The 19297-nt window shown below is 41.7% G+C and carries 7 protein-coding genes; all 7 read right to left on the bottom strand.

The genetic code is table 11. From position 1 onward, the window contains the following. Positions 1–15: 15 nt before the first annotated feature. Positions 16–4242, bottom strand: coding sequence for a type I polyketide synthase (locus H9L23_RS14850; RefSeq protein WP_187591150.1), 4227 nt, complete (start codon positions 4240–4242; stop codon positions 16–18). 180 nt (positions 4243–4422) lie between these two features. Further along, positions 4423–11460, bottom strand: a complete 7038-nt coding sequence (locus H9L23_RS14845; protein WP_187591149.1) for a type I polyketide synthase — start codon at positions 11458–11460, stop codon at positions 4423–4425. A 1180-nt stretch (positions 11461–12640) separates the two neighbouring features. Next, positions 12641–14005 carry a DUF3526 domain-containing protein gene (locus H9L23_RS14840; protein WP_187591148.1) on the bottom strand — a complete coding sequence of 455 codons (1365 nt, stop codon included), beginning with the start codon at positions 14003–14005 and terminating at the stop codon, positions 12641–12643. 133 nt (positions 14006–14138) lie between these two features. Further along, a complete protein-coding gene (locus H9L23_RS14835; protein ID WP_187591147.1) occupies positions 14139–15587 on the bottom strand; it encodes an ABC transporter permease in 1449 nt (482 codons plus the stop codon). Next, positions 15587–18091 (bottom strand): TonB-dependent siderophore receptor, encoded by a 2505-nt coding sequence (locus H9L23_RS14830; RefSeq protein ID WP_187591146.1) that lies wholly within the window; start codon positions 18089–18091, stop codon positions 15587–15589. Before H9L23_RS14830 ends, H9L23_RS14835 begins: the two co-directional genes overlap by 1 nt. 16 nt (positions 18092–18107) lie before the next feature. Further along, positions 18108–18803, bottom strand: coding sequence for an ABC transporter ATP-binding protein (locus tag H9L23_RS14825; RefSeq protein WP_187591145.1), 696 nt, complete (start codon positions 18801–18803; stop codon positions 18108–18110). A gap of 91 nt (positions 18804–18894) precedes the next feature. Next, entirely contained in the window at positions 18895–19257 is a 363-nt protein-coding gene (locus H9L23_RS14820) for a hypothetical protein (RefSeq protein WP_187591144.1), read from the bottom strand. Positions 19258–19297: the final 40 nt, after the last annotated feature.

Here is a 19297-nt window from a genome sequence, read left to right as displayed (position 1 = left end):
TGCTTAATTTCGTAGTTATAGTGTCCATCCGATGATATAGTTTTTATGTTTGATTGTTTTGATTGTGATGTTATTGATGCATAGTTCTTCGCCGTTGATTACTTCAACAGTATAGGCTTTGGGATTGCCCTGTAAACCTTTGCCCAGGTATTTTCCATAAGCTTCTTTGGCTACCCAGAACCGGGTTGCCCATTCTATTTTGTCGCGGCTTTCGAGCAGGGCCATTTCGTGATCGTTAAAAACAAGATCAAAGAAACCTGCGCTGCGTTCTTCGATATGTTCGATATCGATACCAACAGGTTCGTTAAAACGGGCTATTCCGACTGCATCGGTGCCCTTATGTGCTATAGAGATGTTAATATTATCTGTTAAACCACCTTTAACATAAGGTTTGCGGTGCTCATCCGAATAAATTTCGAAGGTAATAGGATAACAGGCCTGGTTTTTCTGCGTATTCAGTAAATTCCGAACGGCATCTTTCGCCGCCACGCGACTGATCATCCAGGTTCTTCTTTTATTGGGTAAGAGGTTGTTGTGGTGCTTTTTCTCTGTCTGGTTGAAATATCTTTTCAGGATAAAATCCCATGATACTACACGCGAATAAGCATTGCCGAAAAGAAAAATGCCAGGTGCAACCTCTTCTGATAAACGGTTGTGGAGCGGCGACATCGACACATTCCAAAGCGGTTCGTCTATTTCCAATCTGCGGTTCTGCCAGCCTGATATAATGAGCCAGGTGATGCCATCTCTTTTCATTACGATATCTGCAGTGGCAAATTCATCGTTTATTTCGGTGAGTACGCAGGTACATTCGAAGGTACCTTGCTGGTCGGCCATATCGCCGAAAAATTCTATTTCCTGAATTTTAACAGGGAAAGCAATTCTATCTTTTTCTAAAGTGAGCTGAAGCCATAAACCAAACAACTGACCAGCGTTGTCGAGCAATGAGCCTTTTCCGCCTGCAGCTTCAATAATACCGGTAATTCCTTTTTCGCCAACCGCGGTCAGTTTTTTGATCCCCTGATAATCTGGTCCGTGGAACATGTGGGCATCGTAAATCTGCGCGGAAGTACGGTTGATATCCAGTAGTTTTCCAATATCGAAAGTTCTTTTCGGAGCAGGATTTAAGAGTGCAGCCAATTGCACTTCCGCATTGGCAAAACGTTCTAAATTGAGGTAAACCCTTTGTTCGTCTTTCCATTCGCCAGTTACGGTTTCCTGGAAAGGTTTAACCACATTCATCCATTGGAAAACCCGCATATTCATGATTTTCTGTACCTTTTCTTCCGGCGATTGCGCGTTGGCGATTTCAGCAAACACTTCAAAAATCATGGTCATCGGGATTACCGGATCCATATCTTCTACCGTTGGCCAGCCTTTTGGCTGCCTCAATAGTGAATGATCTATAAGGTAAGGACAGTTCTCAAGGCTCAAATCAAGCTTTTGGCTAAAGGCTTGTCTTATTGGTTTAGCAGGTGCCCGGTTGCTCGGCTGATCGACTTGTATAGCTGCATTTTCGAATAGTTCGATTATTTCGCTCTGCATATTGATCATTTCCATTACATTCTCGTTAAAAGCCTGTAAAACCGGATGTTTGGCTTCCGCAAAAGTTTTAGGTTGTACGGGTTGACTTTGCTTAATGGTTAAACCTTTAAGTGTTTGCAGGTTATGGATAATCGGCGAACCCAGTTCGAGTTTAATGCCTTTGTTTTTTTGCGGCGGGGTTGATTTGATGTTGCCCAAATAATTTAGGCCGATTTCTTTTCCTTCGATAAAAAGTGCTGCCAAAACCCTTTGCAACTGCGTAATGCCTGAACGGATCGGCACATTGGCACTAATGGTGCTGATTTCTTTTTCCCTTAAAGTATCGTCGATAAAGCCGACTAAACCACCGGAACCCACCTGGATAAAAACACGTGCACCTTCTGCATATAATTTTTCGGTAAGCTCGCGGAAACGCACCGGTTTAATCAGGTGTTCGGCACTTAACTGACGGATGGCTTCAAAGCCTTCTGGGTAAGTTTCTAAAGTAGTGGCCGACCAAAGCGGTGTAGTGGTTTTTCGGAACTGCATATTCTGCATACCTTCGAGAATCAGACCCAGTTTATCGGCTACAAATGGAGAGTGAAAACCTGATTGAAAAGGCAGAATCTGATGAAAAATCTGTTTCACCTTTAATATTGGAACGAGTTCGTCGAGCGCAATTTTGCTTCCACAAAGGATGACCTGTTGCGGACAGTTATCGTTTGAAAGGTATAAATCGGGTATTCTTTCGATTATGGGTTGAAGTGTATCTAAACCGCAACCCACGGCAATAAAACGCGAATCTTTCAGTTCAAAAGTTTCGGGGTTAAGCACATTCAGTAAATTCATGACCGAACTTTCTTCCGCAAGCTCCGAAGATCTTGCAGCCAGCCATTCGCCAAGGCTGTGCCCTGCGTTCATATCAGATTTAACGCCCAATTGTTTTAAAGCCTGATCTAAAACACTGCTTTTGTTGAGGATATTGAGAGCCTCGCTTAACAGACCGTCCTGTTTTTCGTTTTCATCGATACTGATGTTGAAATAATCGGCTACCGATTTAATTTCACCACCCGCAAGTCCATCTAAACCCGGGAAAACGAAAGCTATTTTGCCATCGTTGGCCAATAATGGCGAATTGGTGTACCAGATATCCTGTTTATTTCTCCATGGAGAATTTTTAGCTACAATTTTTAGGGCTTTTTTGATCCGCTCAGGGCTGGGGTTAAATAACACTAAACGGAAATTTCCATTCCCAATGCTGTAATCGCCGTTTTCGAGCGAATCGATCAAAGCCTCATGACTTGGTCTTGCGATGACCAATACCTCATCTTTTTTAGGGGTATCGTAAGCAGTTAAAACTACATGGGCGTTAATACCACCAAAACCGAATGCATTTACGGCAGCCAGTTTAGGTAAACCTGATTGGTTCCAGTCTATCGCTTTTTGTACAGCAGAAAAACGGGTTTCGGCCAGTTGCGCAACGGGTTCATCACAATGTAAAGTAGGAGGGATGATGCCATGGTACAAAGCCAAGCTTGATTTGATCAAACCGGCAATACCAGCTGCGGGCATGGCATGGCCGATATTCGATTTTACAGAACCGATACCTGCTTTTGGCAGATCGGCATCCTGACCGAAAAACTGTTTTAAGGTTTCAACCTCGGTTTTATCGCCAAGTGGGGTGCCTGTTCCATGCGCTTCTAAATAGCCGATATTTTTACTTTCCAGTTCTGCGTTTTTCCAGGCTTCAGTAATGGCTTTTAACTGGCCTTTAACCGACGGACTCATTACGCTGGTTCCGCTGCCATCGCTACTGATGCCCACACCTTTAATTACTGAGTAAATTTTATCCTGATCCCTGATGGCATCTTCGAGGCGTTTAAGTACCACAAAACCACAACCTTCGCCAATAATCAGTCCATCAGCATTTTGATCGAAAGGTTTTATTTTTTCCTGTTTGGATAAAGCACCCAATTGAGAAAAAATGCTCCAAAAGGCTGCATTCTGACCTAAATGTACACCGCCTGCAATAATCATATCGCAACGGCCACTATTCAGTTCCTGCACGCCATGATCAACTGCGATGAGTGAACTGGCACAGGCAGCATCCAAAGTAAAAGCCAGTCCGCCTAAATTAAGGCGATTGGCTACCAACGAAGCCACTAAATTAGGGATCAATCCCATTGCGGTATCGGCACTGAAACGGCCTTTACGCAATTGAAACTCGTGTTTTACCTTTTCAATTTCTGCATCAGTAAGTTGCGGCATTAAATCTTTTAATACACTCGAAATTTGCTCACCAGTTCTTACAATTTCGATCGCACGGGTTGCCCCGGGTCCTACATAATTTCCTTTGCCAATAATGATCCCTGTTTTATCAAGGGAATATTTTTTTTCGAATACTGATGCATCCTCGAGTGCCTGATGAACCAGATCTAAAGTTAGCAGATGATCGGGTTCCGTACCTTCTACAGCCAGCGGTAAAATGCCGAAGCGCTGCGGATCAAACTGATGATCAGGAATAAAACCGCCACGGTTACAATAAAAACGATCTACCCCGCTTACCGTTTTGTCGAAATGCACAGGATCAATCCGGTCGGCCGGAACCTGTTGTGTTGAATCTACCCGGTTGATAATGTTCTCCCAAAAGGTCTGCATATCTTTCGCGCCCGGAAAAATGCATGACATTCCAATAATTGCTACATCGCTTTTCTTCATTCGTCTTATTCGTCAATTGAAATATGCACCTTCGGTGCAAGACTTTCTTTTCTGCAAATTTTATTTTTTGCCACAGATTCACAGATTACTTACAATCTGTAAATCTGTGGCTTATAGTAATAGATTTGTCGGTCATAAAACCTATGGGCTTTCGATCTCTAGTAGTTTAGTTACGTGGTTTTATGTCCAGGTGTTTCCAGCCATGATCAATACCTGGCTTTCTTTACCATATTTTAGTTCATTCAGGAAAGTTTCCATTCCATCCTGTAATGGGATCATGGCAATTCCCCTGCGCTGGTATTCTTTCTCCAGTGTTGGCGAAACCATACCGGCACCTTTCCACGGTCCCCAGTTAATAGCCATTACCTTGCCCTGGATTTTCTGTTTTAAAGCCCAGGCATATTTGTCCATTACGCTGTTTGCTGCGGCATAATCAGTTTGCCCGCGGTTTCCATAAACAGAAGCAATGCTCGAGAAAAGGATCACAAATTGGGTTTCTGGCCTTAATTGCTCAGCCAATACCCTTAATGGGGTTACTTTGGTGTCGAAAACACGTCCGAAAGATTCAGAAGTTTTGCTATGGAACAGTTTGTCTTCCAGTAAACCTGCACCATGTACCACGCCATCTATGCGGCCATAATCTTCGTAAACCTGATTGATCAAACGGGTTAGCGCTTCTTCATCTTTAAGGTCTAACGATTCGTAAACCACTGTCGATCCACCTTCTTCTAAAGTTGCAATGCAACGTAAAATCTGGTTGTTTTTATAAATACGATTGGTTTCCTGTTCTATCTCTGCAGGTTTTTTAATCTCGCCCTGTTTAATTACGTACTGCCTGATCTCATCTTTGGTTTTTAACGAAGCACTGGCTTCATTTGCCGAAGCTATTGGATTTGCAGAACGGCCCACCAAAATGTACCTGCAAGGGTAATCTTTTGCGAAATGGATCATCAGTTCGGCTGTAATGCCTTGTGCGCCACCTAAAACCATCACTACGGCATCTTTATCTAAATGGATGTGTGCATCGGTTTCGGTACTCAATTGATGTGGCACAAGTTCCATAATATGTCTTTTATGGTCGTTGTAAATAATTTCTGAAGGTTTATCCGGATTCAGGATTTCGTTTAAGGTAATATTGGTGATTTCATCAGGTGTCATTTTGGTTTCCAGGCTGATGAAACGGCATTTGGTATGTTCGTACTCACGGTCTAAACTTTTAAAGAAACCGGAATAACCCTGGTAATGTCTCAGGAAAGAAATATCTGATTGATCGTTAAAATATTGTTTGGTATCTGCAATCAGGTATACCCATTTTACGGTATCAAAATTTAATTTTTTAATGGTGGCGAAATGATCGAGGATGCCCACTTTTCGCTGTGCTTCGAACATGTTCAGGATGATGAGGCCCTGATAGCCATCCAATGAGTCTTCAAAGCTCACCAGATCGGCAATTGCACCATGTTTTTCGAGTACTTTTTTGATTTTGATCGCCTGACCTCCACCATCGTCAGTTAAGGCAAAACGCTGACCTTTTAAAATGGCTGCTTCGGTAATGGTCAATGCAGCAGGAGTTAGCTCAAATCTTAAACGGGATAATTTTTCTTTTACCGTTTGGTCATCGATGCTCTCCTCAATAAGCTTTTTTGCTTCGGTAAGCACCTCCGAGCTTTCTGCTTCAACATCGGCAATCCAGTTAACCAGGGCATTTAAGGTTTTGATTGCGGCCAGTTTCTCCATTAAGTCATCAGCCTGATCGCCTTGGGCACCAAAACCGATTTTTTCTTTTAACGAAGCGATAATTTCCATTCTTTTGATCGAATCGATACTTAAATCAGCTTCAAGATCTAAATCCATACCCAACATTTCTTTTGGGTAGCCGGTTTTTTCACTCACCACATCCAGAATGGCCGATTTTAACTGATCCAATGAAAATTTTGCAGGTTCAGCCTGGCTTGATGCTGTGGCTATTGGAGCAGGTGCATTAACCGCTTTTGGCTGTTCAGTATTTTCTGTAATCCAGTTTACGAGGCTAGCTAAAGTTTTAAGTCCGGCAAGCTGCTCCATAATTTTATCTTCCGGAAGGTTTAATTGAGAAAAACCACCCAGTTCGGTACGTAGTGCACCAATAATTTCTACGCGTTTGATGGAATCGATACTTAAATCGGCTTCCAGATCCATTTCCATACCTAACATTTCTTGTGGATAGCCGGTTTTATCGCTTACTAGCTGCAAAAGCACCAGTTTTATGTCTTTTTGTGCAACAACAGGTGTGATTACTTCGATGGTTTGTGCCAGTGGCACTTCCTGTTTTACCGTGATCTGATTTTCGATACGGACAGGCTGAGGTGCCTGGTATGATGTTAAAGGTTGATTAATGATTTGCGAAGGCATTGCGGGAGCCTGCCCTAAAAAGGAAAGCATCACATCGCGTTGTGCCTGAATCAGCATTTTCATGCTGTGCAGGTACTCCTGCATCATCAAGTCTTTGGCTGAGCCATTAACCTGTTGATTTTCAGTTAATGTAGAGGTGTTATTCATAAGGATAATCGGTTTAGTAATAGGGGATGCACCATTTGCCGGAAGTTTACCCGTTGATGGAACAGCGTGTTGACCGTTCACATACCAGATGGCAGGACTTTTTTTATAAATTGAAGGTTCATCCAATTTGATGCTTTTAACAGAACGGCCTTCGAATAATTTTTCGAGTTTGATTTCGCGGCCAGTAGCCATATAGCCTGCCAAAGTGCCTAATAAATTACTTAATTTATTCTGACCCTGATCTTCGGTGTGTAAAATCACTTCGTCTTTACCAATGCAGGCTTTGGTTAAACCACTTAACACCTTGCCAGGGCCAACTTCTACGAAAACCCTGGCGCCGGCGGCATACATATCCCTAAGCTCATCAACAAAAAGGACAGGTTTTATTAAATGGTCGGTTAAACGTTCTTTAACTGCAGCGGCCTCAACTGGGTATTCTTTCGCCGTGGTGTTAGACCATACCGGAATTTTAAGATCATTAAAGTTTACGCCAGAAAGCACTTGTTGGTAAAGCTGTTTCGATTTGGCCACCAATGGACTGTGGAAAGCACAGGCCACTTCAAGCGGACGGAAAGATATTTTAGCTTCTTTTAAAACCGCGGCCAATTGGCCAATGGCTGCAGTGCTACCTGCAATTACACATTGCGTTGGTGCATTAAAGTTTACGGGATAAACAGCTGCAATATCGCCAAGATATTGTGCAAGATCTTCCTGTTTTGCACTCACAGCAAGCATGGTGCCCGGATCGCCGTTTTCTACTGCATTTAAAATAGATTTTGCCCGTTCTGCGCTTAAGTGAACCAGGGCTTCTTCTTCAAAAGCACCTGCAAAACAAAGTGCTGGCAATTCGCCATAACTGTGGCCTGCAACCATATCAGGTATAATACCCAATGATTTTAAGAAGTTGGCAATGGCCAGATCTACAATACCCAATAACGGTTGTGCCATGCGGGTATCTTTTATACTTTCTTTTTGTGCTTTCGCATCCGCATCATTAAATACCGTATTTGGGAAAAGGATTTTTTCGTATTCAGGATAAGCTTTTAGCAGTTTTCTCATTTCAGGGAAAACCACGAAAAGATCTCTCGCCATGTTGACCCTTTGACTTCCTTGTCCCGGGAACATAAAAGCAACCTTGCCGTCCTGTTTTTGAGTAAGGTAAGTGTCTTTGCTTTCTACGCCTGATAGAACCAGATCAATTTTCATTACCAGATCTTCTGCATGATTAGCTACAATGCTCAATTGAACAGGTTTCGTATCAGCAGTGGCTAAACTATAGGCAATATCTTTCAGTTCGATCTGATCGTTCAGCTCCAGGAGGTTTTTTACCGAGATTACGCGGTTTTTAGCTTCCTCGTAAGTATCGCCCCTGAAAACAAACAGTTCAGAAGGCCACGATTTTAAGATCGAATTTTTATTTTCGGTGTTCTGAGCGCTTTCTAATACCGCATGGAAATTTGTTCCGCCAAAACCAAAGGCACTAACGCCAGCATATCTTTTTTCTTCCATCCATAAACCAGCCTCGGTGTGGAAAGCGAAAGGACTGGTTTTAGCGTTGTAGAAACTATTTGGGGTTTTTAAGTTAATGGTTGGAGGTTTAATGCCGTGGTAAACCGATAGCGATGCTTTGATTAAACCTGCAATTCCGGCAGCACATTTGGTATGGCCAATCTGTGTTTTTACAGAGCCTAAATGTGTTTGTCCGGCGGTTGCACCCGATTGATTAAGCATAACGGTCAGCGCGCTGATTTCTGTTTTATCACCAACTACGGTTCCTGTACCATGTGCTTCTACCAAACCAACCAGTGATGGCGTAATCCCTGCCTGGCTATAAGCCCTTTCCAGTGCATTTACCTGTCCGTTTTTGCGTGGCGCAGTTAAACCAAGGCTTTTGCCATCGCTTGAGCCACCCACACCTTTAATGATAGAATAAATGGTATCGCCGTCTCTTAAAGCATCATCATGTCTTTTTAATACGATCATGGCAATACCTTCGCCAAGTGCAATTCCGTCTGCTTCTGCATCAAAAGTGGCACACCTTCCTTTTTTAGAAAGGGCATGTGTACTCGAGAACATGAGGTAATCGTTAATACCGTTGTGAAGATCTGCTCCACCTGCCAAAACCATATCCGATTTCTCTAAAAATAACTCCTGGCAGGCCAGATCGATTGCTGCAAGCGAAGAAGCACAAGCCGCATCAACGGTATAATTTCTGCCGCCCAGATTTAGCCTGTTGGTAATCCTGCCCGAAATTACATTCGCCAAAATACCAGGGAAGGAATCTTCCGTAGTTTTCGGTAAGGCAGCATCCAATTCAGCTGGCATTTCGCCAAAAACCTGTTTGTAAAAGCCCCTAAAACTGTAGCTGTTGGCCAGATCGTTTCCACCTTCGGCACCTATAATTACCGAAACATTTTCGTTATCTACACCGCCATCGGCATAACCTGCATGTTGCATCGCCTGTTTGGCCACCATTAAGGTTAGCAATTGGGTAGGCTCTATGGCCGCAAGCGACTGTGGCGGAATTCCAAATTCTAAGGGATCAAAATCTATCCTCGGGATAAAACCGCCCCATTTAGAGTGCGACATATCGCCATCAGTAGAATCGGGGTTATAATAGAGTTCTTTATTCCATCTTTCATCCGGTACTTCGGTTACCGAATCTTTGCCAAGAATGATATTGCGCCAGTATTCTTCGAGGTTTTTAGCCCCAGGGAAGATACAGGCCATACCCACAATGGCAACATCCAGTGCTTTGGTTTTATTTTCAGGAGGTGAAGAAAGTTTGGCGTCTAAAATATGTGTATAATTATGATCGGCAACATCCTGGTGAAGATCGAGTAACGACATCACTTCTTTATGCATAGGGGCAATCTGACCGATCATGTACATACCCAGATCAGTTTGTTCTGCCTCGTCGATTTTTACCAGATCATCGCCACGTCTTTCAATTCCCTTTGCAGCAATGCGCAAACGGCCAACATTAAGCGACTCGAGTTTAGCCCAGATTTCTTTTTTATCCATTCCCTCTGCCTGAAGTTTCTTTTTTTCTTCATTAAAGAAAGTGGTAAATGAAGAATTTAAACACCTGGTTTCATGTCCTGGAGCGGTTTCCAACAGCACGGTTTCGTTTGCCTGCATGGCTTCCTGTTGGAATTTGTCTAAAATGGCACCTGTGCTTACCGCTTCCTTAGTATATAAATATGCGGTGCCCATCAGAACGCCGATTTTCATCCCTTTGGCAGCCAAAGGAGCAGCCATTACTGAAATGAATGCAGTAGAAAAAGAATCGTGAATGCCGCCAGCAAAGAAAACGCTAATGCTTTCCGGATTTTCTTCTTTTAATAAACGTTCGATCTGTTTTTCCCATAATACCATGCTGGATAGGGGGCCAACGTGACCGCCACATTCGCGGCCTTCGAACACAAAACGTTTAGCGCCTTCTTTCAAAAACATATCCAAAAGAGAGGCAGATGGTACATGGAGAAAAGTTTTGATCCCTGCTTTTTCGAAGGGCTTAGCCTGCGATGGCCGTCCGCCTGCAATTAATAAAACCGGAGGTTTAGCTTCTAAAATGTATTCCTGTTGCTCGTCTCTCAGTTCTTGTGGTGCAAAGCCCAAAATACCAACACCCCAGGTTTTTTCGCCGGCCAGTTTTTTGGTTTCTTCAATCAGGTTTGTTGCCGATGTTCCTTTTAATAAGGATAAAGCAATAAATGATAAGGCACCAGCTTCCGAAACGGCATCTGCAAACGGCGCTACATCGCTTACCCTGGTCATTGGACCTTGCGCAATAGGATAGGTGATGTTTAAATCTTGAGCAAGTGAGTTATTCGCTTTAATTACATTGATGGCTTTTGCTTGTTTTAAATGGCCATAAATGGATTCTTTTATGCCGAAGACCAATTTATCGAGCTTTTTATATTTGGTAACTAAGTCAATTGATAAGGCAATATCCTGACCCATAGGAAGATAATTGCTTTCCAGATCGTAACCTTTAAAATATTTTTGAAGTCCGTTATAATCTATATCTTCAGCCAATATTGGTGAATTTGGACGGGCCAATACGCGGCAATTGTCAATCAATTTTGTTTCGGTCCCACTTAATTTACCACAAACCGCTTTTAAATCTTCGGGTGCAGAACACTCGGGGAACAAAGCCAGTTGACTATCTAAAATAATGCCTGCTGCGCCCTGAGCCATTAAAGAGGCCGCTGTATGGATGCCCACACCGCCCTGAACCCAAACCGGAATGTTAACTGCTTTAATAATGCGTTGAAAAAGCACAAAAGAAGATTCGTACGCCACACGTCCGGCACCTTCATTTCCTTTTACTATAATACCCGTAGCCCCATTTTTTTGTGCTGCTAAAGCCGAATCGAGGTCGAAAACCTGACAGATAATTTTTGCAGTTGTTTTGCTTTTTAGCGAAAGATCATAAGGCGCAATTACTAAACTTACCTGTGCAGGAAGGGTGATATCGGCCATTTCAACTGAATTGATGCTTACACCAAAATCGGATATGCCGGAGGCGATAAGTGATTCGATAGCATGTTTAGCTTCAATTAAACGATGTCCAAGGCTGAGAACCGGAAAGCAATCTGCTTTTTGTAAATTGGAAACCAATCTTTTATCTGGGATTTCGAATGGAGTTACTCCAATAATGGCGTATTTGTTCATGGCTTTAGATTTTAATCTTTCTAATCTGTTTGGTGGATTTTTCTAAGCGAAACATAATGGTTCTTTATGCCTGCCGTAATACACAATAAGACAGCTTTTTAGCGCCGCTATTAGTGTGTATGATTAATTAGACCAAGATACGAATTGATTATGGCAGATTGTTTTAAATAAAGGGGAATGAATGAACTGAACGGGAGGGCTCACCTAAACATATTCATGAACAAAAATGAATTTTATGAACAGATAAGTCCTGGTTATTATGATATTTTATTGTTTTTTAATAAAACGAACTGTTAAAACAGTTAAATGTTAGCTGTATATTAAGAGCAAATTAATTTTTTAAACCTATAATTTACAAATAAACTGATTTATAGTGGTTTATAACGAATTTTTTAGTTTTTGGTATGTTTTAAGCTTATTGTTTTGTGTTTTTTAAAATAAAAAGGTGTTTAAATACTTAAATATGATGAAATTGGGTATTTGTATTTGAGGTTAAGTAAATACATTAAATTTTTAATAAAAATTAACTTGTATTTTAAATTAGTATTAATTGTATTTTTTATTAATTAATATTATAAGATTTTTGTTTGTAGATATTTGAGAATTATCCGTGTTGCAAGGAGTTACCATCTTATGGTTAGGGGGATCCTACGCTGCGCTATTATTGAAAGGATTCCATAGTACCGCCGTCATTCCCGCGCAGGCGGGAATCTTAAAGCGATTGCATTACGGTTCCCAATCGACCCGATAGCTATCGGGTTGGGAATGACGATCTCGCGCAGCCTGCCATTTTGCAAAAAAAATATGTCTTTTATGAAATAATTATCCCTACCATTGACAGATTTAGAAAGGTCGTCATTGCGAGGAGGAACGAAAGCCTGTCCCGATTTCTCGGGGAAGCAATCTTTCCTGCTAGCGATCTTTGTTAGAAAGATTGCTTCGTCGGCTGAAAAAGCCTTCTCGCAATGACGAATTTGGCGGCTTATCATTGTGCGAAGTTTCTTCTGTCATTAATATTGATTTTCATAAAGGAAATTGTTTCTCAGGATGACAGCTATAATGAATAAATTTGATCACAATAATCCCGCAGATTAATATGATTTACGCTGAAATGAAATCTGCGTACTTCGCGTAATCTGCGGGACAAATTATTAGATTCAATAATCTGTAAATGTTATCTCTAAAAACGGTTTGCCTTTCTAAAATTAAAAATTGAAATAACCATTAAAATAGAGGCGAACAGCATTATCGATAATAAATTCACCCAAACCGATGGTACCTGCTGCCGGATATACTTTTCGGGTTTGTAATTTTTAATATCGGTATCATTTACGCCCTGGTTGAGGAAAATGTTAGGGTAAAAATGCAGCCTGATCTGTTCGTGATATTTTCTAACCGCATGCTGAAAATCCAGGTGATTATCCAGGTCAGATCCTGCCATTTTATTGATCCCCAACTGGGTTTGTATGGGAGGGAAGAATAAAGCAACCGTTTGGGTAAAGTGTTGTCTGGATTCGAGCTTATGCTGAATGGCCAATCTGCTCTCCAAAGCCTGGTCATCGCCCATTTGCTGCATGGCATAGTACCAAAACCAGCTAAATGTTTTTTCCTGCGGGAAAGGATATTTTTTAAGTTGTGGATAATGTTCGAAAAAAGGTTTCATGGTTACTTCTTTTGCCATATCCCACTTTTCGTGGTAACCCTCGCGCTGATTGATTACATTTTGTAAAGCTTCTGGTATCGGATATTTCCTGGTTAGGAAAAGATTGAGGGATGCCGGGATAACGATGCAGATGAGTACCCAAACTGCCACCATTGCCGAAGCATTAAAATTAGAAGATTTGTTGAGCGAAATGAAAAAGAAAGATACCGCAAACCAAAAAAACAGATACAAAATGGTTAAGGCAAATACAGCTAAAAAAGTAAGATCGACCGGTAGGTTTAAATAAAATTTTGCGACCATAAATAATACAATAGCTACCCCAATAATCACCACTACCCTGATTGAAAATTTTCGCCTGATAATGGTAAACGATTTCCCCGTCTGCGATTTTAACAGCGACCAAACGCCACTTTCCTGCTGTTCGGAAAGCAGGTTGTAAGTAAAAGCGATAATCACCAGTGGGAACAGGAAGATAAAAACAAAGCTTAGGTCCATATTGCCCATGAGTAAACTGACCGGATTATTGATGTCGGTATCGTAAAGTTGTCCTTCCAAACCCAGCATAGTTACTGAAATCAGGTAAGGATTTACATCTCTTTGTCCGTTTGCAAATGCTGACCAGGGATCTGGTGTATTGACCACTGAGAATTTATTGTGGAAAAAAAACAGCCCAATATCTTTACCAAAGTGATCGATATTATTGAGGGTGTTTTTCTTTTGCAAAACAGCTGCTTTTTCAATTACGGCCAGTTGTCTGGCTATAAATGTTTTGCCAAAATACAATCCGGCAAAGCCTGTTACCAGCAATACAATAATCCCGATCCATGCCGGGCTATTTCTGAAAAAGAGTTTAAATTCGAGTTGATATATATATTGTTTCATTGGTCTCATTCATTAGTTGAAACTATGCACCTTTGGTGCAAAACTTTCTTTTCTTCAATTTTTTATTTTAGTCGCCACAGATTCGCAGATAAAATACAATCTGTGAATCTGTGGCTTTTTTAACGACAAATGTTTATAATATTGTTTTAATCCATCTGGTGGCATATTGGAGCAAGAAAATAGTGGTCAGGAGCCAAAAGCTTAAAGCGCACAGTACCAATAATTCATTTGAAATTACGGTGTGCAACTTCCCGAAACGGTAATTAAAATCGGGCTGCTCTGCCCAGTTTTTCTTACTGATGGCCAATGGTTTTTCGTTTTCACCAGGCGCAATGTTGCTGATCTTTTCGATCTGCAGTTTATTCATCTTTTGGGCAAGCTGGTAACGATAGGCTTCTGCCTGGTTCTGAAAATCGACAAAAGTGTTGAAATCAGATGCGGTTAAAGCCATCGAAATATGCTTTAATGCCAGATATGGATTAAAGAAACCTGCCACTGTAGTAATTTCGTTCTGTTTTTCGAAAGTTTTATTCAGTGTTTTCTGGTGATTGCTGTAAATTTTAGAAGTAATCTTTTCTCCTTCGGCCATAATGTAGCCACCATAATTAAAAGGAAGTTTTTTTACATCATCAACACCATACATCTGGAGCAGGGAATCTTTAATGGCAGCATAATGCGGATCGTCGGGATTGTGGCTATCGCCCTGTTTACTAATATCGCTGGCAATGGCATCGGCAAATTCTATTTTAGCCGGCGAAGGGTGGATTTTTACACCAACAGCCTGGGTTATCCTTGGCATAATTACCATGAAAAATATCCAGCAGGACAATAAGGTAATTAAAGCTGCTTTTGAACTGCGGACAAAGGCCGAAACCAAAACGGTAAGTGCTGCAACAATGAAAAAATAAACCGCGTAACTAAAAATCAGCACCAGTAAACGCAAACTGGAATCGGCACTGATCTGCCAATGGCTTAAAGATGCCCACAGTAGGATGGTAAGCAGGATGAGTGGAAGAAATATAGACAGGCATACGCCAATAATGCCCAGGGTTTTGCCCCAAAGCAGTTGTTTCCAGCTTACATTTTGGCACAACAGGATTTTTAAGGTTCCTGATTCCCTTTCAGCGGAAATGCTGTTGTAACCCATAAAGAAAATCAATAGAGGTACCAGCAGCTGTAACACCATGGCCACACTGATTTCGCCGAAACGCAACATGCCATTAGAGAAACCCGCTTCGCTGAAATTTACCGTGTTCTGTTTATGTGCTTCTAAAAAGATCGATACACCCGCAAAACTTTCGATCCCAAAATCGAAGAAACTCAGTTCGTGTTTTTCGCGGAAAGCGAGGTAGCCGTAATGTGCCATCCGGTGCGGGTGTTTATCGGGCTTTGCCAGCCATTGTGCCCGCACGAGTTCTTTATAATGCAGGCGCTGATTGTTCTGTGTTTTATAATTTTGCCAGCCTACATAAGTGGCCAGGCAAAGCGATAAACCCAATAAAAGGGTTAAGGCCAGGGTGGCTTTATTATTAAAAGCTGCTTTAAAGGTCTGTTTGGCTATCGTAATAATTCTATTCGGCATTATATTCTATACGTTACGTTAAACATTACGTTTCTTGGCGTGCCTGGAAAAAGGCGGAGGTAATTTTGGGCACCCACCCAATAGGTTTTATTAAGGATGTTGTTCATATTTACAGCCAGCTGAACTTTAGCACCTGCAGGCGAATAATAAATTGCGGCATCAAAAAGGGTATAGGCCGGAAGTACAAAATCCCTGATGTACAATGGAAGTTTATCTCCGCTGTATTGAACACCTGCACCAAGCCCAATGCCCTTTAACTTTTGTATTTCAAAATTATAGCGTGTCCAAAGGCTGGCACTGTGTTTTGGTGTATTCTGTACCCGTTCGCCAATTAAGGCAGGATTAAAATCATCTTTGATAATGGCGTCAACATAACTATAACCCGCGTTAAACTGCCAGTTTGGTCTGATAAAACCCGATGCCTCCAGCTCTATGCCCCGGCTGCGCTGCGCACCGCGCTCAATTAAACGGTTTACATCCAAAGGGTCGTTGGCATTCATCAACAGGTTTTTCTGGTTAATCTCGAAAATTGAAACATTTACCATCAGGTTTTTATTCAGCCATTCTGATTTTGCACCGATTTCTTTTAAATCACTTTCTAAAGGTTTAAAATTGCTGCCTGCTGGCGGAGGTACAATAACCAGTGTAGAAGTATTGCCCTGTGGCTGGTAACCCTGTAAATATGTTCCATACAGGTTAATATTTGGGTTGATGGCATAAGTAAGTCCGATCCTGGGCAAAAGTTTATGCTGGTCGATCCTTTTTTCGGTAGCGAGTTTATAATTGCTGTAATCTTCGTACCATTCCTGTCTCAGGCCCAGCGTTAACGTCAGCTTTTCATATTTGATCTGATCTTGCAGATACACCGCATTGATTAGGTTGTAGGCTGGCGGAATTTCTGTTTTCGTAAAAATATAATCGCTTAAATTCTTGATGGTATATGTTGGATTGGCCAGGTTAAAGTGCTCTACATTGGGCACTGGCGCATTTACACCATTTACTACTTTAAACTGATAGAGGTCTTTTTTGGTGGGATCATATCTTGCAGCGATGGTACCATCCTTTAAACGGTATCCCTGGGCCGAATTTTCGCCACCACCACGCAGTTTCTGGGTGTTGATCCTGTCGTATCCTATAACCAGTTTATGGTTTAATCCAAAAGTATTGGCATTCATGCTAAAATAGCTGCTCAGGTTATCGGTACGCCATTTTTGTTGTCGCTGAACCGCACGCATGGCCGCAAGGGTAGGAACAGGCTGGTTATTTTCATCCACCCCAAAGGCATTGGTGGTTCGGTGTTCTAACAGATCTTCTGTCCAGTTTTGCTTCATGTAAGCCACATTAATTCCGATATCTTTAGTAAGGCTATGCGAAAAATTAGTCATCAGCATTAAATCCTGACTGTTAAAACGGTCGTTGCTGGCGCCCATGTTAAAACTGATTGGTGTACTTTTTAAATCCGTTTGTCCGGCAATGGCCCCAAAAATAGCCTGACCGCGATCTAACCTCGAATTGCTGTTGTTCATCACCACCTCTACGTTTAAACTGGTACGGTCGTTAGGAATATAGGAGAAAGAAGGCGCGATGATATAACCTTTTCTGTATTGCAGGTCTCTGAAACTTTTACTGTCTTCGTAGCCAAGGTTAAGCCGGTAAAGCAGCGTTTTTTCTGTATTTAACGGTCCTGTAAAATCTAAAGCGCCACGGATGGTGCTGAAACTTCCTGCCGAAAGGCTGATCTCTTTACGGTCTTCGGTGAGTGGCTTTTTAGTTACCAGGTTAATGCTTCCCCCAGGGTCGACGCTCGAAAAGGTAGCACTTGCCGGACCTTTTATCACTTCTATCCGCTCCAGGTTATTCGTTAAAGGCTGGTTGAAATAATACTGATGGGTACGCATGCCGTTAATAATGGCCCCTTCTTCGTTCTGGTTAATCCCCCTGATGGAAAATTGATTGTAATAACTGCTTTGCGATACACCGGTGACGTTTTTTACTGCATCAGCAAGTACCGCGGCCTGCCTGTCGGCAATTAACTCTTTCGAAACTGAAGAAATGGCCTGTGGAATATCCTTGTTTAAAGTGGCCGTTTTAGTAGCGGAGAAAGAATAATTGCCATAATATTTTTTGCCGTTGGTACCAATTACTTCCACCGTTTGCAATTCTTCATTGCTGGGTTGAAGCGTAATGGCATCCAGTTTTAAATCGCCTGTATTAATCGCGTATATCTGGCTAAAACTCCTGTAGCCAATGGCACTTATCGTAAGGGTATAATTAGCCGTTTTGGGTAAAATAAGCGAAAAATTACCAAGCGAATCACTGCTGGTAATCAATTGATCTTTGCCATTCTTAAATTTAATGGTGGCTTTGTAAATGGCCTGATTCTGGGCATCGGTTACCTTTCCGCTTACCTTCACCTGAGCGAAACTGTATAGGCAAATTGCATTGAAAAGCAGTAATAAAGCAAACTTATGGAAAATAGAAAGACCTCTATATGTTGGGTTCATGAAATGAATTCGTTTTTTAAATGGTTTGTAAGTATAATTCCTGAAGATCGGCAGCACTGATTTCGCTGGCCTTTAGCGTATGGATGAGTTCGCCCTGTTTCATAATGCCGATATGCGAGCCCACGTTTACCGCATTAAAAATATCATGCGTGGCCATTAAAATCGATTTGCCTTCTGCGGCCAGCTGTTTAACCAGTTGTGTAAATTCGGCCGTCGCTTTAGGATCGAGTCCGCTGGTCGGCTCATCCATTAATATAATCTTGGCATTTTTGGCCAGTGCAATGGCGATGCCTACTTTTTGACGCATGCCTTTGCTAAAGCCCGATAAATGTTTGTTGTGAGCAGTTTCCTGTAAACCACATTGATTTAAAAAATTGATTAAACTTTGGTTATCATACTTAAAACCTGCCAGCTTAGAAAAGTAATCAAGGTTTTCGATGGCCGAAAGGTTTCCGTAAAGCATCACCACTTCGGGGATGTAGGCCAGGTGTTTGCGGCGTTCATCATTGTGTGAGGAAATTTCTTGGTTATCGATCAGGATTTTTCCTGCACTGGGTTCAATGAAACCTAAAAAGAGATTAATGGTGGTGGTTTTTCCAGCGCCGTTTTGACCGAGCAAACAGAATACTTCACCGGGGTTAACGGTTAAATTGAGCTGATTTAAGGCCTGGTAAGATTGATAATTTTTAGATAATGAAATGGCTTGAAGCATAAAAATATAGGCTTAGGCGCATACCGGACAGGACTGCGCATTAAACAGAATGAATTGAATTAAAGAATAAAAAGAAAATCCGGAAACCGGATTAAGCTCCTAAGCGTGGCGGACCTTTATTGGTACAGGATAGGAGATAGGCAGAGGTATGCTGCTCGAAGTAAATACAAGATTTAACTTCAGGTTTAACAATAGATAGAGCGAATGTTATAGGAGCAGGCAGATCGAAAAAATGAGAGCGGTGTTTTAAAACCTCGCACAGTTTACATTTTAACTTGGCCGAATCTAACTGCTGATGAGCAGAAGCAGAACTTTGCTTGCAATAACTTACTTTTCCTGCCACATGGTGATGCAGGCTTTCAATCAGTGTCGCATTTAAAAATATCGACAATAGCAAAAGCGCCCATATACGGGCAAATAATTCGCGACGATATTTATAGACTGAATAATTCAATGCAACAAAGTTACATTTAAAAAGTGAAAAACAAATTGTT

The organism is Pedobacter roseus (genome assembly GCF_014395225.1).
Classification (GTDB): Bacteria; Bacteroidota; Bacteroidia; order Sphingobacteriales; family Sphingobacteriaceae; genus Pedobacter; species Pedobacter roseus.
This window is presented reverse-complemented; position numbering and strand designations above follow the sequence as displayed.